At 61.4% G+C, this 25,139-nt stretch carries 22 protein-coding genes; 9 read left to right on the forward strand and 13 right to left on the reverse strand.

Annotated elements, in window-relative coordinates; translation table 11 throughout:
* Window positions 1-74: 74 nt before the first annotated feature.
* Complete coding sequence (locus G5287_RS17060) at window positions 75-1,790, reverse strand: NAD-dependent malic enzyme (protein WP_421231598.1); 1,716 nt, start codon at window positions 1,788-1,790, stop codon at window positions 75-77.
* A 274-nt stretch (window positions 1,791-2,064) separates the two neighbouring features.
* Between G5287_RS17060 and G5287_RS17065 the strand changes: the two genes are divergently transcribed.
* Entirely contained in the window at window positions 2,065-2,829 is a 765-nt protein-coding gene (locus G5287_RS17065) for a substrate-binding periplasmic protein (protein ID WP_421231599.1), read from the forward strand.
* An 87-nt stretch (window positions 2,830-2,916) separates the two neighbouring features.
* On the opposite strand, the gene G5287_RS17070 is transcribed toward G5287_RS17065, so the two are convergent.
* The 10 genes from G5287_RS17070 to G5287_RS17115 all read right to left on the reverse strand — a co-directional run bounded on the left by G5287_RS17070 (window position 2,917) and on the right by G5287_RS17115 (window position 13,412).
* Complete coding sequence (locus G5287_RS17070) at window positions 2,917-3,327, reverse strand: DNA breaking-rejoining protein (protein ID WP_235633874.1); 411 nt, start codon at window positions 3,325-3,327, stop codon at window positions 2,917-2,919.
* Window positions 3,328-3,486: 159 nt separating this feature from the next.
* A complete protein-coding gene (locus G5287_RS17075) occupies window positions 3,487-4,458 on the reverse strand; it encodes a formate dehydrogenase subunit gamma (RefSeq protein WP_005334792.1) in 972 nt (323 codons plus the stop codon).
* Window positions 4,455-5,081 (reverse strand): formate dehydrogenase FDH3 subunit beta, encoded by a 627-nt coding sequence (gene fdh3B / locus G5287_RS17080; RefSeq protein ID WP_005334799.1) that lies wholly within the window; start codon window positions 5,079-5,081, stop codon window positions 4,455-4,457. Before fdh3B ends, G5287_RS17075 begins: the two co-directional genes overlap by 4 nt.
* A 4-nt stretch (window positions 5,082-5,085) precedes the next feature.
* Entirely contained in the window at window positions 5,086-7,962 is a 2,877-nt protein-coding gene (locus G5287_RS17085; RefSeq protein WP_421231600.1) for a formate dehydrogenase subunit alpha, read from the reverse strand.
* A gap of 23 nt (window positions 7,963-7,985) precedes the next feature.
* On the reverse strand, window positions 7,986-8,189 hold the full coding sequence (locus G5287_RS17090) for a transcriptional initiation protein Tat (protein ID WP_005303194.1): 204 nt from the start codon (window positions 8,187-8,189) through the stop codon (window positions 7,986-7,988).
* 117 nt (window positions 8,190-8,306) lie between these two features.
* A complete protein-coding gene (locus tag G5287_RS17095) occupies window positions 8,307-8,924 on the reverse strand; it encodes a TorD/DmsD family molecular chaperone (RefSeq protein ID WP_076491393.1) in 618 nt (205 codons plus the stop codon).
* Between the two features lie 9 nt (window positions 8,925-8,933).
* Window positions 8,934-10,673 carry a 4Fe-4S dicluster domain-containing protein gene (locus tag G5287_RS17100; RefSeq protein ID WP_421231601.1) on the reverse strand — a complete coding sequence of 580 codons (1,740 nt, stop codon included), beginning with the start codon at window positions 10,671-10,673 and terminating at the stop codon, window positions 8,934-8,936.
* Window positions 10,674-10,776: 103 nt separating this feature from the next.
* Entirely contained in the window at window positions 10,777-11,376 is a 600-nt protein-coding gene (locus G5287_RS17105) for a DUF3306 domain-containing protein (protein WP_421231602.1), read from the reverse strand.
* Window positions 11,369-11,923 carry a DUF3305 domain-containing protein gene (locus G5287_RS17110; RefSeq protein WP_337072385.1) on the reverse strand — a complete coding sequence of 185 codons (555 nt, stop codon included), beginning with the start codon at window positions 11,921-11,923 and terminating at the stop codon, window positions 11,369-11,371. Before G5287_RS17110 ends, G5287_RS17105 begins: the two co-directional genes overlap by 8 nt.
* A 445-nt stretch (window positions 11,924-12,368) precedes the next feature.
* Window positions 12,369-13,412, reverse strand: a complete 1,044-nt coding sequence (locus G5287_RS17115) for a hypothetical protein (RefSeq protein WP_167566283.1) — start codon at window positions 13,410-13,412, stop codon at window positions 12,369-12,371.
* Window positions 13,413-13,658: 246 nt separating this feature from the next.
* Between G5287_RS17115 and G5287_RS17120 the strand changes: the two genes are divergently transcribed.
* Window positions 13,659-14,516: a formate dehydrogenase accessory sulfurtransferase FdhD gene (locus tag G5287_RS17120; protein WP_167566285.1), complete on the forward strand. Its 858-nt coding sequence runs from the start codon at window positions 13,659-13,661 to the stop codon at window positions 14,514-14,516.
* 15 nt (window positions 14,517-14,531) lie between these two features.
* Window positions 14,532-15,398, forward strand: coding sequence for a helix-turn-helix transcriptional regulator (locus tag G5287_RS17125; RefSeq protein WP_205759339.1), 867 nt, complete (start codon window positions 14,532-14,534; stop codon window positions 15,396-15,398).
* Between the two features lie 80 nt (window positions 15,399-15,478).
* On the opposite strand, the gene G5287_RS17130 is transcribed toward G5287_RS17125, so the two are convergent.
* On the reverse strand, window positions 15,479-17,557 hold the full coding sequence (locus tag G5287_RS17130; protein WP_421231603.1) for a sensor histidine kinase: 2,079 nt from the start codon (window positions 17,555-17,557) through the stop codon (window positions 15,479-15,481).
* A gap of 25 nt (window positions 17,558-17,582) precedes the next feature.
* Window positions 17,583-18,938 carry a sigma-54-dependent transcriptional regulator gene (locus G5287_RS17135; protein WP_111900509.1) on the reverse strand — a complete coding sequence of 452 codons (1,356 nt, stop codon included), beginning with the start codon at window positions 18,936-18,938 and terminating at the stop codon, window positions 17,583-17,585.
* Window positions 18,939-19,189: 251 nt separating this feature from the next.
* On the opposite strand from G5287_RS17135, the gene G5287_RS17140 reads away from it, so the two are divergent.
* From G5287_RS17140 to G5287_RS17165, 6 genes are all read left to right on the forward strand, one after another.
* The gene (locus G5287_RS17140) at window positions 19,190-20,032 is read left to right on the forward strand and encodes a substrate-binding domain-containing protein (RefSeq protein ID WP_421231604.1); all 843 of its coding nucleotides are present in this window, start codon (window positions 19,190-19,192) and stop codon (window positions 20,030-20,032) included.
* Window positions 20,033-20,155: 123 nt separating this feature from the next.
* Window positions 20,156-20,857, forward strand: coding sequence for an ABC transporter permease (locus tag G5287_RS17145; protein ID WP_019446238.1), 702 nt, complete (start codon window positions 20,156-20,158; stop codon window positions 20,855-20,857).
* Between the two features lie 34 nt (window positions 20,858-20,891).
* Window positions 20,892-21,587 (forward strand): energy-coupling factor ABC transporter ATP-binding protein, encoded by a 696-nt coding sequence (locus G5287_RS17150; protein WP_005362120.1) that lies wholly within the window; start codon window positions 20,892-20,894, stop codon window positions 21,585-21,587.
* A complete protein-coding gene (gene mobA, locus G5287_RS17155) occupies window positions 21,559-22,203 on the forward strand; it encodes a molybdenum cofactor guanylyltransferase MobA (RefSeq protein ID WP_111900511.1) in 645 nt (214 codons plus the stop codon). Before G5287_RS17150 ends, mobA begins: the two co-directional genes overlap by 29 nt.
* Window positions 22,200-23,963: a bifunctional molybdopterin-guanine dinucleotide biosynthesis adaptor protein MobB/molybdopterin molybdotransferase MoeA gene (locus tag G5287_RS17160; RefSeq protein ID WP_421231605.1), complete on the forward strand. Its 1,764-nt coding sequence runs from the start codon at window positions 22,200-22,202 to the stop codon at window positions 23,961-23,963. Before mobA ends, G5287_RS17160 begins: the two co-directional genes overlap by 4 nt.
* A gap of 62 nt (window positions 23,964-24,025) precedes the next feature.
* On the forward strand, window positions 24,026-25,084 hold the full coding sequence (locus G5287_RS17165) for an FUSC family protein (protein ID WP_107683644.1): 1,059 nt from the start codon (window positions 24,026-24,028) through the stop codon (window positions 25,082-25,084).
* The last annotated feature ends 55 nt before the right edge of the window (window positions 25,085-25,139 follow it).

The following is a 25,139-nucleotide window of genomic DNA, read 5'->3' on the forward strand; positions in this document are numbered from 1 at the left end:
ATAAACGAAAGGGGGTAGCAGCGCTACCCCCTTGTCATCTTTTCCGACCCGTTATCCGAGCGGTGAATACGCGGTTATACCCGACGATAGGGCAGGTAAACCGGCTCCCACATGTGGTTGAGGATATGCTGCTGCAGATCCTGACCGATCAGCGGGTGGGAGGGATCCCGGCGCACGATATCCTTGAGCACGGCGGTCGCCACATGCACCGAGATGCTGCGCAGCTCGCGAATGCGGGGATAGACGGCCCCTTTAGCCAGGTCCACCTCACTCACGCACTCGGCCAGCGCAAAGGCGGCGGTCGTGAAGACATCGGGTGTGATCTCGCAGATCTGGCTGACGATGGCCGCCAGACCTACACCGGGGAAGATAAAGACATTATTGCCCTGCCCGACCCTGAACTCCTGCCCCTCGTAGCTCACATCCTTGAAGGGACTACCGGTCGCCACGATCGCCTTGCCCTTGCTCCAGCGGTAGATATCCTCCGGCAGCGCTTCACAGTTGGCGGTCGGGTTGGAGAGCGGGAACACCATGGGGCGCTCGCAATGCTGCAGCATCAGCTGGATGTGTTCTTCCTGGAAGGCGCCGCCCGAGCCACTGGTACCCAGCAACACGGTAATGGGCACATGACGCAGCACATCGGCCAGATTGGCCTTGCCGGGCACCTCGGTATCCCAGCCCGCCAGCAGCAGCCCCGGCTTGGCATAGCGGCGCTTGTACTCGTCGAGCCCATCCCGGTTGTCGCACACCAGCCCCTGGGTATCCAGGATGTAGATGCGATCGCGGGCCGCCTGCGGATCCATCCCCTCGCGGATCATCCCCGCGCAGATCTGATCCGCGACGCCAACCCCGCCGGCGCCAGCACCGTAGACCAGATAGTTCTGCTGACCCAGGGTCTCCCCCTTGACCTTGACCGCGCCGATGATACCGGCCAGCACCACGGCACCGGTGCCCTGAATATCATCGTTGAATGACGGCAGTGCCTGCTGGTAGCGGGCCAGATTGTTGAAAGCATTGGATTTGCTGAAGTCTTCCCACTGCAGCACGGCATTGGGGAAGTGGCGCTTGACCCCCTGCACGAACTTGTCGATGAACTCTTCATACTCCTTGCCGCGAATGCGCTTGTGCGGGCGGCCCAGATACATGGGATCATCGAGCAGTTTCTGGTTGTCGGTGCCCACATCCAGCGCGATGGGCATGCAGCAGGCGGGGTGAATACCGGCCCCAAGGGTATAGAGCGCCAGCTTGCCGATGGGGATCCCCATGCCACCAACACCCTGGTCGCCGATCCCCAGAATGCCCTGGCTGTCGGTGACGACTATGATGCGGATCGATTTGGCATCGAAGTGACGGGCCTGACTGCCCATATCATCCACGTTGTCCGGGGTGATGTAGAGGCCGCGCGGCTTCTGGAAGCGGTGGCTGAACTCCTGACACGCCTTGCCCACAGTCGGGGTATAGATATAGGGAGTCATCTCCTCTACATGGCGTGACAACAGGGCATAGAAGAGAGTCTCGTTGCGATCCTGCAGGGCACGCAGGTTCTGGTACTTCTCGATATCGCTGCAAGCGCTCTTGAACCCCTCATACACTCGCTCGAGCTGGGCTTCAAAAGTTTGCACCTGAGGCGGCAGCAAACCATCGAGATCAAAATCGGCCCGCTCCTGTTCGGTGAAGGCTGTGCCCTTGTTGAGGTATCGATTGTTAAGCAGATCAGTGCCGGTCAGTGCAACGGGGCGAAAATCCTGCCCCTGTGCATCTTTCCACAGCAGATATTGTCCGGTAGCCATAGTCATTCTCTTTGATTTACGTGAAATTGCCGTTCGGCAGGAGAGCAAGACTCATAATGAAATCAATCATATGACGTTTATTCGATCGGTTTTGTGAGCTTGGGCATACCCTGCGGCCAAAATAGGCGCCCGGCGGCCCCGACGAGACAAATATCCACGGCAAGGAATGAGACTCATGTTAGCATTGCGGGCAACCCAGCCCCTTTCACCGCATAACAGCCGGGAGTGACCTGATGCCCTCGCCTCTGCCAGCCTGCGTCCCCTTCTTTCTGCCATGCGCCTGATCCCGCTGCTTGCTCTGTGGTTGTTTCTGACCAGCCAATCGGCTCTCGCCGCACCGGGCCGGGTGCTCAACATCATCGTGGGTGAATGGCCCCCTTTCGTCTCCGAGCAGTCAAAACAGCACGGGCCAGTGGCCCACCTCATCAGCGATCTGTTCAAGGAGGCGGGCTATCAGGTGAAGTTCCACTTCGCTCCCTGGGGTCGGGTCTATTCGCTGGCGGCCAACAGCCAGCTCTACGACGCCACCGCCGTCTGGATGCACAAAACGGAGCGGGAGCAGGATTTTCTGTTCAGCGAAGCGGTGCTGCAGGAGCAGTTTGTCTTCTTCTCCCTCAAATCACGGCAGCTGCAAGCCGAGCGCCTTGAGCAGATCATCGGTATGCGGTTGGGGGGCGATATCGCCTATAGCTACGGGCCCGAGCTGGACAAGATGGTGGCCGATGGCAAGGTAACCCAACAGAAAGTCACCGACGTGAAGCAGAATTTCGGCAAGCTGCTGCGCGGGCGGATCGACCTCTATCCGCAAGAGCTGCGAGTCGGTTTGGCCGAGTTGCAGAGCCAGCTCGACCCCGCCAGCGCGGCACTCATCACCCACAGTCAGACCCCTTTTCTGCGCAACGACAGCTTCGTGATGTTCCCGCGCAAGATGCCCGATTCAGCCAAACTGCGGGATCAGTTCAATCAGCAGTTGCAGCAGGCCATCGCCAGCGGACGTTATCAGCGCTACTTCGAACGGCTTTCCCGGGGGGAATATTGACCTTGGCGAGGCAAAAACAGAGAGGATAAAACAACGGTGGCGGCCCTTTGTGGCCGCCACCGCCATGATGCTTGTCAGCTGCTGGCATTAGCCGCTGATGCCCACCTCCAGCTTGAACGGCGTCTTGGCCTTGCTGCTCTCGGCCGCCCCCATCTGGTAGACCCGAATGGTATAAGTGCCCTTGGCGGGCAGGGTTGTCTCAAAGTTGTTCCCTTCCGTAGAGCCGATAAACATCGCCTCCCCCTTGCTGCCCGGCGGCAAAATATTGAAGTAGGGCTTGCCGGTCAGGATCACCACCATGCTCTGGCCCTTGTTGGCCGTCAGCTTGTAATCGAGGGTCTGGCTACCCTGAATGGTGCCGTTGATGGTTGCCCCTGACTCCCCCTTTTTGAACTGCACCTGCTGGGTCTTGATCCCGTCAGCCGCCTGCGCCACGCCCGCAATACCACCGAATAGCGCAGATGCACATACCGCTGCCAGCCATGCTTTTCTCATCATTTGTCATCCCTTGTGTGAATGGAACCCCTGTTACTGTTGCTCAAGGTGGCCCAAAAAAACATCGCCGTTTGCGGCATCGCTCAATCAATTTGCCATCACCATCGACCCGCCATCAAAAGGGGCGCCACAGCGCCCCTTCTCTTTACTCTTTGTCGACCATCAGCTTGATTTGCCTGCCTTGGGCTCATCGAGGGTATGTTTCACCTCTTCATACCAGAGGTCGTGGTGCTCCTTGGCCCAGGTCTCGTCCACCTCGCCGGTCACCATCCCCTCCAGCGCCCCTTCCAGTTGGAACAGGCCCATGTAGATATGGAAGATAAAACCGCAGATAAGGATCAAGGCGCCTACGATATGGATAAAACTGGCCCACTCCATCTGGCGGCGCAGCTGGCCGAAGATGGGGAAGTCGAGGAACAGCCCGGTCGCCACCACAATGCCGCCAAACCAGATCAGCAGCCAGAAGATCGCCTTCTCGCCGCCGTTGGAGAAGCCCGCCGAGGGGTGACTCCCCTTGTGCTTGCCGAGCATGCCGCCAAACTTCATGAACCACTGCACATCCACCATATTGACGATGTTGTGGCGGAACCACTTGATGAGTACCCCCATCAAGCAGAGGAAGAAGAGCGGCCCCACATAGTTGTGGAACACCTTGGCAAACCAGATCCAGTTCTCCCACACCCCGAGGCTCACCACCGGCTTGATGAAGTACTTGCCGTAGATGATGGCCAGCCCCGACCCGGAGAGGGTCAGGAACATGGCCGCCGTGGTCCAGTGCAGCGCCCGATCCAGCCGACTCCAGCGCTTGAGCTTGCGCCCGGTGCGCGGTTTGGAGAGCTTGGTCTGCCCCACCACCAGATACATCAGGCCACACATGGCGAGCGACCCGAAAATGGCGATGGCGCCGAGCGGCGACACCCACTTGGTCTTCACCTCAAACCAGAGCTGGCCCGGCACCGAGATCAGCACCCCGTGCTCCGGTGAGCGGGAGGTGGTCACCCCCTCCTGCCCATCCTTCACCGCCCGCCAGTAATCGGCGCCGGCAAAGCCGACCGCCTCTTTCTCGGCATCGGCGAAACTTGCGGTACTCACCAGCAGCAGGGCAGCAAACAGGGCCATTAGCCAGGTTTTCATGCCGCCCCTCCCTGCTTGTTCAGCTTGCTGGCATCGTGGAACAGCTCATCGCCATTACCCCAAGCCGCATCCTTGGCGCCGCGATAGGCGACCCGCTCGCGGAAGATATCGGAGATCACCTGCGCATCCCCCGCCAGCAGCGCCTTGGTGGAGCAGAGCTCGGCACACATGGGCAGCTTGCCCTCGGCGATACGGTTGGCACCGTACTTCTGGCGCTCCGCCTCGCTGTGATCCTCTTCCGGGCCGCCGGCACAGAAGGTGCACTTGTCCATCTTGCCCCGATCGCCAAAGGCAGCGGTCTTCGGGAACTGGGGGGCACCAAACGGGCAGGCAAACAGGCAGTAGCCGCAACCGATGCAGAGATCCTTGTTGTGCAGCACTATGCCGTCGTCGGTGTGATAGAAGCAGTCGGCCGGGCAGACCGCCATGCAGGGGGCGTCGGTGCAGTGCATGCAGGCGACCGAGATGGAGGTCTCCCCCGGCAGGCCGTCGTTGAGGGTCACCACCCGGCGGCGCTGGATGCCCCACTCGAGGGCATCGTCGTTCTCGTTCTTGCACGCCGTCACACAGCCGTTGCACTCGATGCAGCGCTTGGTGTCACACATGAATTTCATTCTGGCCATGGGATCAGGCTCCTACTTTGCGAAAACGGCACAGGGTGACCTTGGTCTCCTGCATCTGGGTGACCGGGTCATAGCCATAGGTGGTGACTATGTTGACCGACTCCCCCAGCACATAGGGGTCAGACCCTTCCGGATATTTGGATCGCAGATCCTTGCCCTCAAAGTGGCCGCCGAAGTGGAACGGCATAAAGGCAAGCCCCGGTTTGACCCGCGGGGTCACCAGCGCCTTCACCTTGACCCGGCCCCCTTCCGGCCCCTCGACCCACACATCCTGACCGTCGCGCACGCCGACGTCGTTGGCATCCGTCGGGTTCATCTCGACGAACATCTCCTGCTGCAATTCAGCCAGCCAGGGGTTGGAGCGGGTCTCGTCACCGCCCCCCTCGTACTCCACCAGACGGCCGGAGGTGAGGATGATGGGGAACTCCTTGCTGACGTCCTTCTCCTGCACCGAGGCGTACTGGGTCGGCAGGCGCCACAGGCTCTTCGAATCAGGCCAGGTGGCGTAGTCGGCCAGCAAGTCGCGGCGCGGGGTGTAGAGCGGCTCGCGGTGCTTGGGCACCTGATCCGGGAAGGTCCACACCACGCAGCGCGCCTTGGCGTTACCGTAGGGGACGAAGCCGTGCTTGATGGCGACCCGCTGGATACCGCCGGAGAGGTCAGTCTTCCAGTTCTTGCCCTCGGCCTCTTTTTTCTCGGCCTCGGTCAGCTCATCCCACCAGCCGAGCTGCTTCATCAGATCGGCAGTGATCTCGGGATAGCCGTCTTCTACTTCACTTCCCTTCGGCCAGGAGTCTTCGGCGAGCAGCGAGACGCCCTGATACTCGATGCCGAAGCGGGCGCGGAAACCACCGCCCCCTTCCGACACCGGAATACTGGTGTCGTAGAGGATGTGGCTGCCGGGATGTTTCATCTCCGGGGTGCCCCAGCAGGGCCACGGCAGACCGTACACTTCGCCACTGACCGGGCCGCCCTCGGCCTTGAGGTTGGTCTTGTGGAAGGTGTGCCAGTTCTGCTGGTGCGCCTTGAGCCGCTCTGGGCTCTGGCCGGTGTAGCCCACACTCCACATGCCGCGGTTGTATTCGCGGGTGATGTCTTCCAGCAGTGGCTGGTTGTTCTCCACCTTGATGTGCTTGAACAGCTGGTCGGCAAAGCCGAGCTTCTTGCTCAAGAGATACATGATCTCGTGATCGACCTTGGATTCGAACAGGGGTTCTATCACCTTGTCGCGCCACTGCATGGAGCGGTTGGTGGCGGTAACGGAACCATAGGTTTCGAACTGGGTGGTGGCCGGCAGCAGGTAGACGCCGTCGGTGCGATCGTTCATCACCGAGGCAACGGTGGGATACGGGTCGACAATCACCATCATGTCGAGCTTTTGCATCGCCTTCTTCATTTCCGGGCCGCGGGTCTGGGAGTTGACCGCATGGCCCCAGTAGAACATGGCGCGGATGTTGGAGCCCTGCTCGATCAGATCGGCGTTCTCCAGCACCCCGTCCACCCAGCGGGAGACCGGAATGCCGTTGTTGTTCATCGGCAGCTTGCCATTGTAGGCCTTGTTGTCGAAGCGGGCCTTGATCCACTCGTAATCGACGTCCCACACCCGAGCCCAGTGCTTCCAGGAGCCCTCTTCCAGGCCGTAGTAGCCGGGCAGGGAGTCGGAGGTGACGCCAAAGTCGGTGGCCCCCTGCACGTTGTCGTGACCGCGGAAGATGTTGGTGCCCGCCCCGCTCTTGCCCACGTTGCCGAGGGCCAGTTCGAGGATGCAGTAAGCGCGGGTGTTGTTGTTGCCTGTGGTGTGCTGGGTACCTCCCATGCACCAGACCACGCAGCCGGGGCGGTTGTCGGCCAGCAGTTTGGCGGCGCCATAGACCTGCTGCTCGTTTAGGCCGGTCACCCGCTCCACTTCCGCCGGGGTCCAGCGCGCCACCTCTTTTTGCACCTCGTCCATGCCGTAGACGCGGGTGCGGATGAACTCTTTGTCTTCCCAGCCGTTTTTGAAGATGTGCCAGAGCATGCCCCAGATAAAGGCGACGTCGGTGCCCGGACGCAATGAGAGGTACATGTCCGCCTTGGCGGCGGTACGGGTGCGACGCGGGTCGACCACCAGGATCTTGCAGCCGTTGCGCTCTTTCGCCAGCAGGATGTGCTGCATGGCGACCGGGTGGGCCTCCGCCGGGTTGGAGCCGATAAACATGATCGACTTGCTGTTGTGCATGTCGTTCAGGCTGTTGGTCATGGCGCCGTAGCCCCAGGTGTTGGCTACACCTGCGACCGTGGTGGAGTGGCAGATCCGCGCCTGGTGATCCACGTTGTTGGTGCCCCAAAGCGACGCCATCTTGCGAAACAGGTAGGCCTGCTCGTTGGAGTGCTTGGCGGAGCCGAGCCAGTAGACGCTGTCGGGGCCGGACTCCTTGCGCAGGCGCAGCACCTCGTTGCCCACCTCTTCGATGGCCTGATCCCAGCTGATGCGCTGCCACTTGCCGCCCACCAGCTTCATCGGGTACTTGAGGCGACGCTCACCGTGGCCATGCTCGCGCAGGGCCGCCCCCTTGGCACAATGACCGCCCAAGTTGAAGGGGTGATCGAAAGCTGGCTCCTGACCGGTCCAAACACCGTTCTGCACCTCGGCATAGACGCCGCAGCCCACCGAGCAGTGGGAACAGATGGTACGCTTCACCTCGACCGGCACCCCGGCCGCCACAGTTTTGGCTTCGGCCCGCTGCATCATGGCAGGTGCCAGCCAACCGGCGGCCACTGCGCCACCGGCCACCAGACCGGAGTTGACCATAAAGGCGCGACGGGTCAGCCCCTGACCGCGAACAGCCTGATTGCCCTGCTCGCCCGCCTGGGGCTGCTCGGCACGTTTTGTCAGTTTCATGAGTTCTCCTTCACTGATCCGGCTCAGTCGGTGCCGCGCAGGGTGCGATAAAAGTCGTGAACATGGGGGGTCTCCCGATAGCCCTTGTCAGGCTCGGTGTCGTGGGTCAGCACCTCTTTGCCCACCACCCGACCGGTGGCACCGGCCAGCACGCCTATGGTGGCGACCACGCCAACTCCCTTGATCAGATTGCGGCGGGACGGGTCTTTCAGCTGTTCATCGCTCATTCTTGTGGCCTCTGTTGTTGTTCTTGCTGGCGCCTGCGCGCCAGCTTCGCGTCCAATGGGATATCTCGTCTGCTCGTTTTGTTATGCGCAGCTCTTGTTGTGCACAGACAGGGGCGTTCAGCCCGGCACCACGCAGGCGCCAAACGGCAGGCGCAATTCGTTTTCCAGCTTGAAGAAATCTTCGGCAAGGGCCCCGACCGCCCGGTAGAAGCTGCCCCCTTTCGCCTGTTGCTGATCGCGGCAGCAGGCGAGAACCCAAGGGGCAAGGTGGCGCTCATAGAAGCGGTTGCGCTCCGGGTGCTGCTCGCCAATCAGTACCGCCATCACCTCACAGAGGGCGGCCAGATGATCTTCCGGCTCGCACACTCCGCTCTGGCGCTCGAAACCGAGGGACTGCAGATCTGCGCGCAGCACCGCCAGCGGCAGCTCCATCAAAGAGCCGGTGAGATACCAGGAGGCAAACGGCACGATCTCCCCGCGCCCGAGCCCGATAAAGAGATCCTGATACTCCTCGGCAAGCTCGTTTTCGTGGTGGCTGCTGGCCGCCAACTGCACCAGCCCCAGCCCTCTGGCAAAGGGGCCCGGCATAGCCTGCAACCCTTGCAGCCAGGCGAGCTGTTCACCACGGGGGGCGGCGCGCCAGAGGCTTGCCAGCAGGGCGTAGAGATCGGCGCTGCTCTGTTCCAGTTCGGTCATGGTCAGTTCGCCAGCCTTTTCGTTATGTTGTTCACTCATCACTGGCCCTCACACCTTGAGCTGGGAGACGGGATCCGCCGCCAGCGCTGCAAACACATCCTTGACCCGACAGTCCTCGCACATCAGCAACCGCTGGGCGGCCTCGTTCTGGAAGTGGGAGTGACCGGCCAGTTTTTGCTGGATGCGGCGGATCATCGAGGCGGGCGCGAACGGCTTGCCGCAAAGAATGCAACAGGCTGCCTCTTCGGTTTTCAGGCTCTGCACGGTGCGGCGCGCCTCGGGCACCGGCTGCAGGCGGGGCATCAGTACGATGGCCTGCTCGGGGCACGCCTTTTCGCACATGCCGCACTGGATGCAGTCCTGCTCGATAAAGTTGAGACCGGGCGTGTGCCCAACCGCATGCAGGGCGCGGCTCGGGCAGACCGCCACGCAGCCCATGCAGAGGGTGCAGTCTGCTTCTTTGAGTTCCACGCTGCCGTATGGGGCGCCGTGAGGCACCGCCAGCGGCTCGCGGCTCCCTTCGTTGGCCTGCCAGAGCGCATCGAAGGCGGCAAACAGCTTCTCCCGTTTGTCTCCTTTCAGCGGCTTCTCCAGCAGGGCAACGGTGGGCTGGCCGGAAACAGGCTCACCAGCATCTGCGTCAAACAGAGCAATGCGATCGGCAGAGAGACCGGCGCCCGCCAACAGCACTGCGGCGCTCGCCAGTTCCCGCTCAACCAGCGCACGGACGCTTGCGGGGGCATCATCGCCCAGTGCAATGCGCACCGCGCTGGCGCCATAGGCGAGGGCGGCAAACCAGCTCTCGATGCCTAAGCTCGCGCTCTCCTCCACCCAGACCGGCAGCCAGTTGGCAGGCAGAGCAGTGAGTTCAGCTTCTACCCATTCGCGCTCGTTTTCACCGGCAATCAGCAGCTGCGGCGCTTCGCCGCCCGCCTCCCGATAATGCTTGAGCAAGCGCAGCAGGTAGTCGCCGCTGGTGTTGGCATCGGGCTGGTGATAGGCAATCGCCCCGGTCGGACAGGCCGAGGCGCAGCTACCAAAGCCCTGACAGAGATGGGGATCGATCTGGATGCGACCTTTGATGGGCTTGAGGGCATCGGTCGGGCAGACATCGAGACAGCGGCTGCAACCGGGCACGCCGCGGGCAGTAAAGGCGCACGCCTCAGGGTCGAGGCGAAAATAGCGCGGCTTGTCGAAAATACCGGTCAGCGCACCGAGCTCGGCGAGCCGTTCGGCCAGCCCTTGGTCATCGGCAAGATGCAGATAACCGACCGGCGGACGCTCCAGCGCAAAGAGCGGGGCGCGGCCCAGATCGGCCACCAGATCGAAGCGCGGTTCGCCATTTTCCGCAGCCTGCTGAGTAAAACAGAGCGCAGCCAGATTAACCCGCTCACCCTGACCATTGAGGCCGGTGAGCTGGAACTGCCCCAGATACCCTGTCAGGCTCGGCTCGCGCAGGGTCAGGGCCGCGAGGGATGCGGTGGCATCGAAAATGGCTTCGAGATCGGCCGCCTCGGCATCGTGGACCGCTTCGGTCACCAGCAGAGTGGGCTTCACCCCGGCGGGCAGCAGGCTGGCAGCGCGGCGAATGCAATCTTCCGGGCCGACCAGCAGCAGGCGCCCCTGACTCTGGTAAGAGACAGTGGCCGGGATCAGGTTGTCGGTCTTGACCGTATGCTGCAGGGCATAGGCGCGAGCGCGCGCGTTATGCTCGGTCGCCCCCGCCTCGCGGGCTAGATTTGGGGCCAGATTTGGGCTCAGATTTGGCAATGTTTGTTCAGTGCTCACATACGCTCCTGTGCGCGCCACCTCATGGGATGGGCGCTTGTTGGTAAGCCGAGAGAGCAAGAGGCGAGCCAACTCCCCCGGAAAAAAAGTGACTGACAGGGAGTCAGGATCCTGAGGGTTCCATTTCCCCATCTTTGGTTGGGACATTTTGTCCACCACGGGAAACCAAAATGTCCCGAACGTCGGTGTGGGTTTGAGAATGGTTATCAGCCAGCTCGTGTTGCTCGGCGGCAGGTTCGCTGGCAACCGCCACCGGTTCAGCAGACCCGCTGGCCGGATTGGCCGATTCGCTCTCCGGGGCGATCACCTGATCCACCAGCCAGTTGCGCAGCCCGGCGGTCAAGGCCGCAGGCAGCAATTCGGGCTGGCTGAAATCCTGGGTGTAGTCGTCGAGCCCATCCGGCTTGTGGCTGCGAAACATGGCCCGCAGCGCCTCCCTGTCGGGGAGTTTGGCCTTGCCCGGCTGCGCCGTTTTCAGCGGCGGTTCGCCACTCTCAACCCCCTCAAAAGCAAGGGATTCACTGCTCCCCTTGTCAGCGCTGACTACGGGGCTATCCAGCGAGGCATCTGGAGTTTCATCTTCGCCACTGCCTTCGATGGGGGTGGCAACAGCCTCGGGGCTAACCTCTTCCCTCGGTTGCAATGCCTGATGCTTGCGCGCCTCACTCTTGCGAGACGACCAGCGCTTGAGGAACTCACTCATGGGCGCGATTTCCGCTGTCGCTGCCACGCTCGCGGCCATCGGGGCCGGTGGCTTTAACGGCGCCGCAGCTGGCTTGATCCTGGCTATCGACACCCAGCTGATCCTGCGCCCGTCCCTTGCCCTTCTTGCCCTTGCGACGGGCCTCCAGCAGCTCGCCGTGGCGGCCGATAAAGGCCTCCACCCAGGCTTGCAGCGCCTCGGGCAGCGGGCAGGAGAGCACCTGCCGCTCGCCATCCATATAGGCGGCGGCCACGGTCTGGCTCAGGGTCAGGCCATCGGCCATAAAGCCACTGTCCACGCGGCTTCCGGTGACAAAGAGGCGGGGCGAGCCGGAGCTCAAATTGAAGCGATAATCCCCCCGCTCATCGCGAAACAGGGTAAGGGGCAAGGCACCGGCAGCCTCGGGCTCGGCGGGATGGAGCGCCGCAATCTCGAAACGGCGACTCTGCCAGCGGCCAACCTGGCTGTCGATGGCCTTTAACTCCAGTTGCAGCCAGCGCTGCGGGGGCAAGGTATTGGTTGTCTCTTGCACTGTCACGGCTCCCATCAGAAGGTCTCTGCCGGGCCGCCCTCCCCCTTGAACCACCCCGTTTGGGGCAGATCAGACTAGGAGATTCAGGGCAGCCACGGCCAACAATGGGATAAGACATAGCAAGAGTGGGGCCAAGGCCGGTTTGATGGTTGATGGGGGCTTTGATGCGGGTTGGGTCGTCGTGCGGGATATGGGTTGGCACAGGCGTAGGTTGGTGCAGAGCGCAGCGAAGCCCAATATGCGGCGTAAAACCAATCAGCCACAGCCTAATCAAAAGGGATAGCAATAATCGAATAACACCGAATTATCCGATTATTGCCTTTATATGGCTGCTCACGGTAAACGTTGGGCTTCACTTCATTCAGCTACAACCTACTAATTAGCCCAACATACAAAATTTGTGAATCCCAACCTCAATTCACAGTTGATCTATATGCCAATAGGTATAGACAAATGATAGCTAAGAATTCGCTGGACTATGTTCAACTTCATCTCTCAGTTGCAAGATATCACCAACAACCAAATATGTATAAATAACATATCTATCTGCTTCATCCTGACTAGATATAGTATCATGGGAGCCTTTTTGAGCGGCTTGAAATATTGAGTCAAGACGCTCTCCAAGATACTTCATATGAGAACCAACAATTTCTTCAAATCTTTTAGATAATGCATTTTCTTCAACATAGGCCATTAGGCGGTTGATATAGTTATCAGCACCTAAATTTATCGTTTTTTCTTTATTTCCCACCATGATTTTTTTAGGTTCCCTTGCAGGATAAAGAACATCGGCGGTATCTTGAAGAATTCTCCTGCAACTGTGTACAGCATTAGACCAGTCTTCTGTGTTGCTAGATATTAAATTTTCATAAACTGCAGAGAACTTCTGTACTGAATCAGGGATTAACAATCCAACCTTTTCATCTACTCGCGAGCGGATTCTTGAAAAAATATCGTTAGATATAGCTGAATACTTAACCTCATAATGAATAGAAGATACATATTCATATATGAATGCTCTTCGAGTGGCTATAAATTTTGATTTATTACTAATACTACGCCTTAGGGCATCACGTTCTTGTTTATTACCCATTGGCGCAGCAATGAATTGGTTAGGATTTGCAGATGTTAATGAAATATGTGCATCCTGAGCAACAGCGAGACTATCTTTTGCAGCCTCCAAATCGTAATGCAACTGCTCCAAAGAATCCAAAGATGCCCTTTCAGAAATCTCTTCACCCTCTTTTACTTTGTTTATACGCCCGGCTTTCTGTGCCAATTCCCATGTTTTACTTTCCACTCCATTTGGAGTCGTTGGATATCCGCCAACTTCATATAAAAATATTTTCTGATAATCGAAATGGCCAACTAAACGGGCAAGTCGACTTGCCTTCAAGGCAATATTACTTAAAGACCCAACATTAAGCTCAATATCACTTAGAATTGATTCACTTAACAGTAATGCCTCTTTAAGGCCTTCAGATGTACCTAACATTGCTTCCATTTACAATCCTTATTTACATGCTTATTTTCAAAAAAGCAAAATCATTGCATCCCATAAATATCTTTACAAAACAATACCATATAACCATAAAGATTAGTGATAGTGAACTCTATACCATTGATTTGTTTAAAGCGCCTTCAGCAAAATAACGTTTAAACCTTTTTCTTTGGAAGAACTATCAAATTTTTGGAACAAAACTTGCTGTGTCCCTCCCCTTATATCCCGGCAACCGGTCGCGAGGGGCCCATGACACCGACCTTTATCAAAAGCAATGCTGCCGCCCAGCTCACCATGGCCGTCGAGGTGATGGATGAACAGGGCACAATGAACACCCGCCAAATCGCCTGTGAGCGGCCACTGACGGTCTACCTCAACTGGAAGGAGATAGTAACCCTGATGACGCTGGGGGCCCGCCCCGAGGCGCTGGTGCTGGGTTATCTGAAAAATCAGGGCTTTATCGAGGATATTTCGGCCATCGAATCGGTGATCGTCGACTGGGAGAGCGAGGCCGCCGCCGTGGTGAGCAGCCAGCAGGCAGCCGATCTCGACAAGGCGCTGGAGAAGAAGACGGTCACCTCCGGCTGCGGTCAGGGCACCATGTATGGCAGCGTGATGAAGAAGCTCGAAGGGGTCGTGCTAGCGGCGCCTGAGCTTAAACAGAGCACTCTTTACGCCCTGCTCAAGGCGCTGTCGGCCCATAACGAAACCTACAAGATGGCCGGTGCCGTCCATGGCTGCGCCATCTGTCGCGGCAGCGAAATCCTCTCCTTTGTCGAAGATGTGGGGCGCCACAATGCGGTGGATACCCTGGCGGGCGAGCTTTGGATGCGCGGCGAGAGCGGCCACGACAAGATCTTCTACACCACCGGGCGGCTCACCTCGGAGATGGTGATCAAGGTGGCGCAGATGGGCATTCCGGTGCTGCTGTCGCGCTCCGGTGTCACCCAGATGGGGCTGGATCTGGCCCGTCAGCTCGGCATCACCATGATTGCCCGCGCCAAGGGGCGCCATTTCGAGGTATTCAGCGGCCACGACCATATGGTGCTGGACGAGAAGCCGCCGGTGCTGGCGCCCAGTCCGGCTGGTCGCGGGATGCGGGATTAACTCATGAACGAGTTTATGAACGTGAAGCAGGTGGCGGAATACCTCGATCTCAACGAGAAGAAGGTCTACCAGCTCGCCAACGAGGCGCGCATCCCCGCCACCAAGGCGACCGGCAAGTGGCTGTTTCCCCGCTCCCTGCTCGACCGCTGGCTGCTCGGCAGCTGCCACGAGGGGGTGATGAACGACCGGCTGCTGCTGGCAGGTTCAGACGACGTGCTGCTGCACTACGCCAGCAGCCGCTTGGCCCAGCAGCTCGGCACCCAGGCACTGGTGGGCTACACCCCGTGCGGCACCCGTCAGGGGCTAGCGATGCTGGCCCGCGGCCATGTGGATCTCTGCGCCATCCACTGGGGGCAGGCCGAAGAGGCCCACCTGCGCCATCCGGCGCTGGTGCAGCAGTATCAGGGCCGCCGGCAATGGGTGATCGTTCATGGATTCAGGCGGGTGCAGGGGCTGGTGCTGCGCCAGGGATTGCAACCCAGGGAGGCGAAAGAGGCGCTCGACTGGCGCTGGGCCATGCGTCAGGAGGGGGCTGGCAGCCAGCGCGCCCTGCAGGAGTGGCTGCAAACGCAAGGGGAGTCGCTGACCCGGCTGGAGCGCACCCTCGAGGTCAACAGCGAGCGGGAACTGGCCGCCGCCATCAGCCGCGGCGATGCGGATGTCGGGCCCGGCGCCCAGAGCACAGCTACCGAGTTTGGCCTCGGCTTTATGCCCTTGTCGCAGGAGTGCTTCGATCTGGTGATGCCGCAGGGGGTCTTCTTTCGCACCCTGCTGCAACAGCTGATCGGCTGGCTGCAATCCCCCGAGGGACGCGAGCTGGCGGCCCGGCTCGGTGGCTATGACCTGACCCAGAGCGGCAAGCTGGTGTGGAGCCCGCAGTAAATAACCACTCACCCACCGACAAAACAGCCCGCCAACCATGTTGACGGGCTGTTTTTATAACGGGCCTTTTTTAAGCAGCATCAATCGCTTGTCTCACGCCCCTCGGCATTGAGGGCGATGCGCCACCCTTCCAGTTTCGCGGGCTCGCTGCCGCTGGGCAGCAGGGCGTGGCTGCGCAGCCGCACTGTAAAGCAGCTCCCCTGCCCCGGGGTGGAGTCCACCAAGAGCTCCCCGCCCCAGCGGCTGATGATGCGGTGACTCAGGGCCAGCCCCAGACCGGTGCCGGTGGCGCGGGTGGTGAAGAAGGGGTCGAAGATCTTGTCGATAATGGCCGCCTCGATGCCGCTGCCGTTGTCGATCACCCGCACCTCGGCCCCACGCAGCTGACCCAGTTCATCGACCCAGTCGCGACTCTCGACCCGGATCTCCCCCTGCTCCCCCAGCGCGTGGCTGGCGTTGACCAGGAGGTTGATCAGCACCTGCAGCAGCTGCTGGCGATCCGCCTCGATGGGCTGCTGGGCCCTGAGATCGGCCACCAGCTCCACCTGCTGCTGACGCAGGGCGGAGCGCACCAGGGTCAGGCTCTCCTCGATGATGGGATTGAGGTGCTGCCACACAGGCGCCGTCTCATAGTCGCCGGGGCGAGAGTATTGCAGCAGGCTGCGGGTGATGGCGCGGATGCGCTCGATCTGGGCCAGCACCAGCGCCAGCTCCTCGCTGACCGGCTCGGCCGCCTCCCCCAGCTCCAGCTTCATCAGCTCCACATTGCCGAGGATCACCGCCAGCGGGTTGTTGATCTCGTGGGCCACCCCGGCCGAGAGCTCGCCAAGGGCCGCCAGCTTCTCGCTGATAAGCAACTGCTGGCGCGCCTCGGTCAGCATATGGATATGATCTTCCAGCTCGGCAGTCTTGAGCTCGAGACTTTGGGTGCGCTCGGCCACCTTCTGCTCCAGCTCATCGGCGCTACGGGCCATCTGCTGCTGGTGCGCTTCCTGCCTGTCCAGCATGGCGTCAAACTGGCGACCGAGCTGGGCCAGCTCGTGGTCGGGGTCGAGGGCCAGCGGGCCGATGCGAGCCGACTCCCCGGCCTGCACCTGCCGCACCACCTTGTGCATCCGCTCGATGGGGGAGAAGAGATCCCGCGCGCCGCGATAGACCAGCAGGCCGGAGAGCAGCAACAGCAGCACCACGCCCGAGCCCAGCTCCACCAGATTGGTGAGGTAAGTGCGGATGATGGGCCACTCGAGAAAGCCCACATAGAGCATGCCGAGCCGCTCGCCCCTGGCCCCCTGCAGCGGCTCGTAGCCAGAGACATACCAGGCGTCGTGGACGAAAGCGCGGTCTATCCAGATATCCCCCTGCCCCAGCACCTGTTCGCGCACCGGGGGCGAGACCCGGGTGCCCACCGCCCGGCCAACCTGACGGCTGCTGCTGACCGGCACATTGGTGCTCACCCGCAGATCATCGAGAAACAGGGTGACCGTACCTATGCTCCCCTCTGGCAGGGTGTTTTTGGCAAACACCTGACCCTTGATCTCATCCACCAGCCGGGTGCTGCCGTTAATCAGCTCCCCCCCCTCCAGCACTGCCCAAAGGGATCCGTCGCGCCCCATCACAGGCGTCAATGACAGACTGATCAGCCCCCGGCTCTCCACCGCTTTGGTGCCATCCCGCTGCCACAGCACGGCTCGCTTGGCCAGTTGCGGGGAGAGGGCGAGCATCTCCTGCTGCGACCAGACCACGAAGTGACTGACGCTGCGTCCGGCATTCAGGGTCGTCAGCTCCTGCGCCGTCAGAGCCTGAAGCTCGGCGCCGCTACGCAGGCGCAGAAAATCGAGACCATAGTTGGCAGCCAGCGGCATCACCCACTCGTCCAGCCGGGTTGGTGACTCACGCAGCCGCAGCTGAAAAGCCCAGGCATCCCGAAGATGTTCGAGGTGCTCGGCCTGACGCTGCTGCTGCACGCTGACCGCATGATGGGCGACGCCAAGGTCGCTGCGCACCGTGGTGAGCAGGTTCTGCCAGCTGTAGGTGAGGGTCCAGTAGAGTGTGAGCGCAATCATGCCCACCAGGGTGAGCATGATGGGTACCGAGGTGAGCAGCAGCAGGCGCCAGCGCACTTTGGTTCGCACGCAGCGGGGGAGCAGAGTCAGTTTCATCGCCACCCCATCCGATCACCCTTTATCATTCGATGGCCCACTCCTTGAACTTGCGATCCAGCGTCTTGCGCGCCACCCCGAGCACCCGGGAAGCGGCCGACTTGTTGCCATCATGGCTCGCCACCACTTGCAGAATATGAGCCTTCTCCACCTCCGCCAATGGCCACTCCAGCGGGTAGCCCGCCTCGCTCCCGCCGGCTTCGGCAGGCTTGACGCTCTGCCAATATTCAGCGGGCGGCTTGCCCAGCAGCAGGCAGCGCTCAATGAGGTTGCGCAGCTCGCGTACGTTGCCGGGCCAGGGATAGGCCTGCATCGCCACCACATCCTCGTGGGTCCAGCTCAAGGAGCCCATCCCCATCTCGGCGGTGAGCTGGCGGGTAAAGTGGTGTACCAGCGCGGGGATGTCGTCAATGCGATCCCGCAAGGGTGCAACCGGCAGCGCTACTACGTTGAGGCGATAGAAGAGGTCCTCGCGAAAGCGGCCCGCCTCCACCTCGGCCTTGAGGTTGCGATTGGTGGCGGCGACGATGCGCACATCCACCGATAATTCGCGCTCGGCCCCCACCGGGCGAATGGCCTTCTGCTCCAGCGCCCGCAGCAGGGAAGCCTGCATGGCAAGGGGCATCTCGCCGATCTCGTCCAAGAAGAGCGTCCCCTGATGAGCGACCCGGAACAGGCCGTCACGCCCCTTGCGGGCGCCGGTAAAGGCCCCCTGCACATGGCCAAACAGCTCGCTTTCCAGAAGCTCCGGGGCGATAGAGGCGCAGTTGAGGGGCACAAAGGCCCCCACCCGGCCAGAGAGCTGATGCAGGGCGCGGGCCACCAGCTCCTTGCCGGTGCCGGATTCCCCCTCCACCAATACGGCGGCGTTGGAGGGGGCCACTCTGGCGATCAGGGTCTTGAGCTCGCGGGTCTTGGCGCTGTCGCCGATCAGAGTGGGCGGGAACAGCTTGCTCACCTCCCGACGCAACAGCAGGTTCTCCCGCTCCATCTGACGGCGCTCGATGACCCTGTCCACCGCTTGCACCATCTGCTCCAGGTTGAAAGGCTTGAGGATAAAGTCGCAGGCTCCCAGACGCAGCGCCTTGAGGGCGGTCTCCATATCACCAAAACCGGTCATGAAGATGATGTCGCTGCGACGGGTGCCGGGCTCGATAGCCTCGTGCCACTCGATACCGGAGCGTCCCGGCATCCGGATATCGGCGATGATGAGATCGAAGTGAAGGCGGCAGCGCAAGGCTTCCGCCTCCTCCACACTGGCGGCTGTCTCTATCTGGGCGAAACGCTTGGCCAGCGCCTTGGCCAGAAAACTGCGCATGCCGGGCTCATCGTCAACGATAAGCAGGGAGAGGGCAGACCAGAGACCGGGAGAGGCTGTCATGGAAAAAAGTACCTCGAATACAGGTAAGGTCGAAGAATGTCCCGATAACCGGAACCTTTGTGGGACATTTTGTCCTTCCCGCAGCAAAATCACCAACACCAATTATTAAAAGCGATAACCGGCTCACCTAATTGCCACCATTAAATAACTGTTTTTTAAGGGCAAAGAGCTAATCTCTGTTATCAGAATCAGTTTGGCACCCCGCTTGCTTGGTCGTTTCCTCTCTCACCGACCCTGAAAGTTGCATCACGATGACGATTAAAACCAGCCTCAAACGTTTTGCCCTCTCCCTCGCCGCCAGCCTGCTGATCGCCGGTGCGGCCCACGCCGAAGCGGATACTAATGCCACAAAAGCGCCGATCCGCCTCGCCACCACCACCAGCACCGAGCAGTCCGGTCTGCTGGGCTGGCTGCTGCCCCAGTTCACCAAAGAGACCGGTTATCCGGTGCAGGTGATGGCGGCCGGTACCGGCCAGAGCCTGAAGATGGGCGAAAACGGCGACGCGGATCTGGTGATGACCCACGCACCGTCTGCCGAGAAGAAGTTCGTTGATGCGGGCTTTGGCATCGAGCCGGTGCACCTGATGTACAACGACTTCGTTATCGTCGGCCCGGCGAAAGATCCGGCGGGTCTCGGCAAACTGCACGACGCGTCCAAGGGGCTGCAAGCCATCAAGGAGCAGGGCCAGATCTTTATCTCCCGCGGTGACGAGTCCGGCACCCACATCAAGGAGAAGACCCTGTGGCAGGCGGCTGACGTCAAACCCGAGTTTGCCGGTTACAAGTCCATCGGCCAGGGGATGGGGCCGACCCTGACCATGGCCTCGGAGCTCGGTGCCTACACCCTGACCGACCGCGGCACCTGGCTCGCCTACCAGAGCAAGCTGGATCTCGCCGTGCTGCTGGAGGGTGACAAGCGCCTGTTCAACCCCTATCAGGTGATCCTGGTCAACCCCAACCGCTACCCGGATCTCAACACCGAAGGGGCCCGCACCCTGAAGAACTGGCTGGTCTCCGAGCATGGCCAGAAGCTGATCGGTGACTTCAAGGTGGCGGGTCAGGCGCTGTTTGTAGCGGATGCCAACGGGAAATAATGGCAACCCCTGCGATGACCTTGATGGCCCTCCCCCGGTTCGCTGAGGGAGGCGCCTGATGCCGACCCTGCTCGACACGACCGTATTGACGGCCCTCGCCCTGCACGATGAGAGAGAGGTCTGATGCCGACATTGATCGACACGACATTGGCGGCTCTCGCCCTGCTGTTCAGTGGTGACACCGAACTGTGGCAGGTGGTGGGGGTCTCCTTCTCCGTCTCCTGCATCGCCCTGCTGTTGGTGCTGCTGCCCGCCTTGCTGCTGGGCTTTGCCCTGGCCTATCTGCCGCTGCCCGGCCGCTGGCTCTGGCTCTCCTGCATCAATACCCTGCAATCGGTGCCGACCGTGGTGATTGGCCTCTTGCTCTATATGCTGCTGTCGCGGGCCGGCCCCTTTGGCGACTGGAAGCTGCTTTTTACCCAGCAGGCGATGGTGGTGGGGCAGATGCTGATCGCCTTTCCGGTGATCGCCACCATGGCTCATGCGGCGTTTGTCCAGAGTGACCGGCGCGCCTGGGAGACCGCCCTGACCCTGGGGGTCTCCTGGCCCAAGGCGCTGATCGGCCTGATGCACGAGTGCCGTTTTGGTCTGCTGGCCGCCATCATCGGCGCCTTCAGCCGCATCGTCACAGAGGTGGGCTGCTCCATGATGGTGGGGGGCAATATCCTGCACTTTACCCGCAATATCCCCACCGCCATCGCGCTGGAGACCCAGAAAGGGGCCTTCACCCAAGGGGTGGCGCTCGGCATAGTGCTGCTCACCCTCGCCCTCTTGCTCAACCTGCTGCTGACGGCCTGTCGCGGCCACAGCTATCTGAAGAACTGACCATGCCCCCACTGTGTACCAACAGGAGTACCCCATGGCCCTGACCGCCCACCAGCTGACGATGCGCTTTGGCGAGCGCCAGCTGTTCGAGATTGACCGGCTCGCCATCGCACCGGGGGATGCCATCTGGCTGCACGGAGCCAACGGGGTAGGCAAGACCACCTTGCTCAAGATCCTGGCGGGGCTGCTGGCCCCCACCCGCGGCCACACCAATCTGCCGGGACGCTGGCAGCAGCGGCTCAACCGGCTGCTCAAGCGGGATCTGGGGCCGGGCCGGGTCACCTATCTGCACCAGACCCCCTATCTGTTCGATCGCACAGTTCACGACAACGTGGCCTGGGCGCTCGATAAACAGCTCGGCAGCGAGATCCGGGTGTTCGAGGCGCTACGCCGGGTCGAGCTGGAGGGGCTGGCGCGGGAGCACATCAGCATTCTCTCGGGTGGCGAACGGCAACGGCTGGCAATGGCCCGCGCCTGGGCGCTGCAACCGGCCTTTCTGCTGATGGATGAGCCCACCGCCAATCTGGACACACATTCGGTTGCCCTGATGGCCGCATTGGCGCAAGATCTGCGGGAACATGGCAGCGGCCTGGTCGTCATCAGCCACCAGAGCAATGCCCTGACCGACCTGTGCGAGCGGCAATGGACCCTCGCCCGTGGCCAGCTGCAAGAGACGACCCCTTTAAAAATCATCGAGCGACATGACTTCAAAAAGCGACAGCCACTCTGATCCCGTTGCCGTATCAGCAGTGATCCTGGCAGGAGGCCGCGCCACCCGGATGGGGGGCGAAGACAAGGGATGGGTAGCACTGGCGGGACGCCCTCTTATCGACCATGTTTTGGCGCGCCTGCGCCCCCAGGTAGATGAGGTATTGATCAACGCCAACCGCAGTCAGGCCCGCTATCAGGCGCTGGCCCCGGTCATCAGCGATGACAACAACGACTATCTCGGCCCGCTGGCGGGCATGCAGGCAGGTCTTGCTGCCGCCCGTCACGACTGGGTGCTGTTTGTCCCTTGCGATGGCCCCGCCCTGCCGCTGGATCTGATGAGCCGCTTTCGCGCCGCCCTGACCCCGGATACCGAGCTGGTGGTAGCCCACGATGGCGACTGGCTGCAACCCGTGGTGGCCCTGCTGCACAAATCCCTGCTCCCCTCCCTCACCGCCGCGCTGGCAGAGGGAGAGCGCAAAATCGATATCTGGTTTGCCCGCCACAATATGGCGGTGGTGAGCTTTGCCGATCAGCCGGATGCCTTTATCAATCTCAATAGCCCTGCCGAGCTGGCCGCCTACGAGGCCCGTCTGCTTGCCCCGGCTATCGACCCCCAACAAGGAGTCACCTCATGACCCCGGCCCCCACTCTTCCCCTGCTAGGCTTCGCCGCCTGGAGCGGCACCGGCAAGACCACCTTGCTGGAGCAGTTGATCCCCCTGCTGGTGGGTCGTGGCCTGCGCATCGGGGTGCTCAAGCACGCCCACCACGACTTTGATATCGACCAGCCGGGCAAAGACAGCTATCGCCTGCGCAAGGCGGGTGCCAAGCAGATGATGGTCGCCTCCCGTCGTCGTCATGCCCGTATCATTGAGACGGAACTGGCCGAAGCCGACTTTCGCCAGCTGCTGGCAAGCTTTGATCAGAGTGAACTCGACCTGCTGCTGGTAGAGGGGTTCAAGCACGAGCACTTCCCGAAAATCGAGCTGCACCGCGCCGAGATTGGCAAGCCGCAGCTCTTCCCCGAAGACAGCGACATCATCGCGCTGGCCAGCGATCAGCCCCAACAGAGTGGCGAACAACAGCAGACAAGCCTGCCCCGACTCGATATCAACGATCTGGCGGCCATTGCCGACTTCGTCTGCCGCTGGCTTGACGGCTGCCAGAGCAAGGAGCCGGAGGCGGGCAAGGGCTTTCTCTCGGTCGAAGCGGCCCGCAACGCCATTCTGGCGGCCCTCACCCCGAGCACGGCCTGCTCCGAAAAACCGCTGGCCCAGTGCCACGGCGCCGTGCTGGCCGCCGATCTGATAAGCCCCATCAATGTGCCGCCCCACGCCAACTCGGCGATGGACGGCATTGGCCTTCGTAGCGACGATCTCGCCACCGGTCGCTGGCAGCTGGTGGGGGAAGTGCTGGCAGGCCAGCAGCGCCACGAGCCTGTGCTGGCCGGTCAGGCGGTGCAGATCATGACCGGCGCTCCGCTGCCCCCCGGTGTGGATACCGTGGTGATGCGGGAAGAGACGCTGATTGAAGGTGAGTGGGTCACGGTCACCGCACCGATCCGCGCAGGGCAGAATGTGCGCCTCGCCGGGGAAGATCTCGCCAAAGGTGCGGTCGCCATCCCGGCCGGAACCTGGCTTGGCGCCCCCCAGCTGGGGCTGGCAGCATCACTCGGTCAAGCCAGTCTCACTGTGCGCACCCCGCTGAAAGTGGCGCTGTTCAGTACCGGTGACGAGGTGCAGGCCCCGGGCGAGCAGCTCGCCCCCGGCCATATCTTCGACAGCAATCGCTTCACCCTGATGGCCCTTATCCGCGCCGCCGGTTGCGAGGTGATGGATCTTGGCATCATTCCCGATGACAAGACCATACTGCGCCAGCAGCTGGAGCAGGCCGCCGCCAGTGCCGATCTGGTGCTGAGCTCGGGTGGGGTCTCGGTGGGCAACGCCGACTTTATCAAGCTGGTACTGACGGAGCTCGGCCAGATCGATTTCTGGCGCATCCAGATGCGACCGGGCCGCCCGCTCGCCTTTGGCAAGCTGGAGCAGACCCCCTTCTTCGGCCTGCCGGGCAATCCGGTCGCGGCGATGATCTGCGTGCTGCAGTTTGTCGAGCCCGCCATCGCCCGCTTGCAGGGCAAGCGGTGGCAGCCGCTGCGCCTCTCGGCACTGGCGGACGAGCAGATGAAGAGCCGCCCGGGGCGCACCGAGTTTCTGCGCGGCATCTTTCATCAGGACCGTAACGGCCAGCTGCGGGTGCGCACCACAGGGCCACAGGGCTCGGGTATTCTCAGCTCCATGGCCGAGGCCAACTGCCTGATTGAAATCGTACCGGATCAACCCGGGATCGCCGTTGGCGAGCGGGTCTGGATCCACCCCCTGCAGGGACGACTGGCCTAAATCCCGACGGGGCGTCGGCCGGATGCACGGCGCCCCGTCACCCACCTGACAGGAGGCAGACTGTGCGTCTTGATGCCCCCCTCTCCCGACTCGATCTGCTGGTCTATGGCCGCTACCGGATCGTCCATGGCCTGCGCATTGCGCTCGCCTTTATGCTCACCTTTCTGCTGACCCGCGAGCTGAAACTGCCGGAGAGCACCTGGCCGCTGATAACCTTGGTGGTGGTGATGGGCCCCATCTCGTTTTGGGGCAATGTGCTCTCCCGCGCCCTGCAGCGGGTGGTGGGCACCATCTTCGGCGCCAGTTGCGGGGTGGTGGCGCTCTATCTCGAGATCTACTCGCTACCGCTCACCCTGATCTGGTGTGGGTGCATCATGTTCCTCTGCGGCTATCTGGCCCTCGGCAAGCGCCCCTATGTAGGGCTGCTGATCGGCATCACCCTGGGAGTCACCATGGGGGCCATGCCGGGGGATATAGAGACGGCGCTATGGCGCAGCGGCGACGTGATACTGGGCTCCCTGCTGGCGCTGCTCTTTTGCAGCATTTATCCCCAGCGGGCCTACAGCCACTGGCGCCTGCAGTTGCACCAGATCCTGCAGCAGTCGGGGCGGCTCTATCACACCCACCTCTCCCCCAATGTGCTGGAGCGCCCGCGCCTCAAGCACAATCTCTCCCAGTTGCTGGCACAGACCGGCAAACTGCGGGCCCTGCTGGCCCCTGCGGCCAAGGAGACACGCCACAGCGTCGCCCTGTTTGATGCGGTGCAGGTCACCATGCGCAACACCCTCTGTACTCTGGAGATGCTGGCCAACACCTACTGGAACGATCGGGAGAGCCACTTCCTGATGCAGAGCACGGCTGCGCTGCAAGCCTGCCATCTGGCCACCGAGGAGGCGATCAACCAGCTTGCCCTGATGATGCAAACCGGTGACGGTCGCGGGGCCGATGCCGCCATCGCCCGCCTGCACGAGGTGGCGACCCAGGTATCGCTGCCGCCCAACGCAGAGGCAGCCATCAATGGCTACCTCTGGCTCAACGTCCAGCTGACCGAACAGCTCACCCACCTGCGCCGCCTGCTGGGACTGATCCTCACCCCGCCCCATCGCAAGCAGCCGGACTAGACCCAATGCAAAACGCCCCGCAGTTGCGGGGCGTTCTTGTCGGCATAGGCACTGA

The organism is Aeromonas sp. 603079 (genome assembly GCF_049172135.1).
GTDB classification, from domain to species: Bacteria; Pseudomonadota; Gammaproteobacteria; order Enterobacterales; family Aeromonadaceae; genus Aeromonas; species Aeromonas veronii.

Excerpts from the sequence above, each read along its gene's own strand:
- G5287_RS17060 (WP_421231598.1), bottom strand. The coding sequence starts at position 1,790 with ATGGCTACCGGACAATATCTGCTGTGGAAAGATGCACAGGGGCAGGAT.
- G5287_RS17065 (WP_421231599.1), top strand. The coding sequence starts at position 2,065 with ATGCGCCTGATCCCGCTGCTTGCTCTGTGGTTGTTTCTGACCAGCCAA.
- G5287_RS17070 (WP_235633874.1), bottom strand. The coding sequence starts at position 3,327 with ATGATGAGAAAAGCATGGCTGGCAGCGGTATGTGCATCTGCGCTATTC.
- G5287_RS17075 (WP_005334792.1), bottom strand. The coding sequence starts at position 4,458 with ATGAAAACCTGGCTAATGGCCCTGTTTGCTGCCCTGCTGCTGGTGAGT.
- fdh3B (WP_005334799.1), bottom strand. The coding sequence starts at position 5,081 with ATGGCCAGAATGAAATTCATGTGTGACACCAAGCGCTGCATCGAGTGC.
- G5287_RS17085 (WP_421231600.1), bottom strand. The coding sequence starts at position 7,962 with ATGAAACTGACAAAACGTGCCGAGCAGCCCCAGGCGGGCGAGCAGGGC.
- G5287_RS17090 (WP_005303194.1), bottom strand. The coding sequence starts at position 8,189 with ATGAGCGATGAACAGCTGAAAGACCCGTCCCGCCGCAATCTGATCAAG.
- G5287_RS17095 (WP_076491393.1), bottom strand. The coding sequence starts at position 8,924 with ATGAGTGAACAACATAACGAAAAGGCTGGCGAACTGACCATGACCGAA.
- G5287_RS17105 (WP_421231602.1), bottom strand. The coding sequence starts at position 11,376 with ATGAGTGAGTTCCTCAAGCGCTGGTCGTCTCGCAAGAGTGAGGCGCGC.
- G5287_RS17110 (WP_337072385.1), bottom strand. The coding sequence starts at position 11,923 with ATGGGAGCCGTGACAGTGCAAGAGACAACCAATACCTTGCCCCCGCAG.
- G5287_RS17115 (WP_167566283.1), bottom strand. The coding sequence starts at position 13,412 with ATGGAAGCAATGTTAGGTACATCTGAAGGCCTTAAAGAGGCATTACTG.
- G5287_RS17120 (WP_167566285.1), top strand. The coding sequence starts at position 13,659 with ATGACACCGACCTTTATCAAAAGCAATGCTGCCGCCCAGCTCACCATG.
- G5287_RS17125 (WP_205759339.1), top strand. The coding sequence starts at position 14,532 with ATGAACGTGAAGCAGGTGGCGGAATACCTCGATCTCAACGAGAAGAAG.
- G5287_RS17130 (WP_421231603.1), bottom strand. The coding sequence starts at position 17,557 with ATGAAACTGACTCTGCTCCCCCGCTGCGTGCGAACCAAAGTGCGCTGG.
- G5287_RS17135 (WP_111900509.1), bottom strand. The coding sequence starts at position 18,938 with ATGACAGCCTCTCCCGGTCTCTGGTCTGCCCTCTCCCTGCTTATCGTT.
- G5287_RS17140 (WP_421231604.1), top strand. The coding sequence starts at position 19,190 with ATGACGATTAAAACCAGCCTCAAACGTTTTGCCCTCTCCCTCGCCGCC.
- G5287_RS17145 (WP_019446238.1), top strand. The coding sequence starts at position 20,156 with ATGCCGACATTGATCGACACGACATTGGCGGCTCTCGCCCTGCTGTTC.
- G5287_RS17150 (WP_005362120.1), top strand. The coding sequence starts at position 20,892 with ATGGCCCTGACCGCCCACCAGCTGACGATGCGCTTTGGCGAGCGCCAG.
- mobA (WP_111900511.1), top strand. The coding sequence starts at position 21,559 with ATGACTTCAAAAAGCGACAGCCACTCTGATCCCGTTGCCGTATCAGCA.
- G5287_RS17160 (WP_421231605.1), top strand. The coding sequence starts at position 22,200 with ATGACCCCGGCCCCCACTCTTCCCCTGCTAGGCTTCGCCGCCTGGAGC.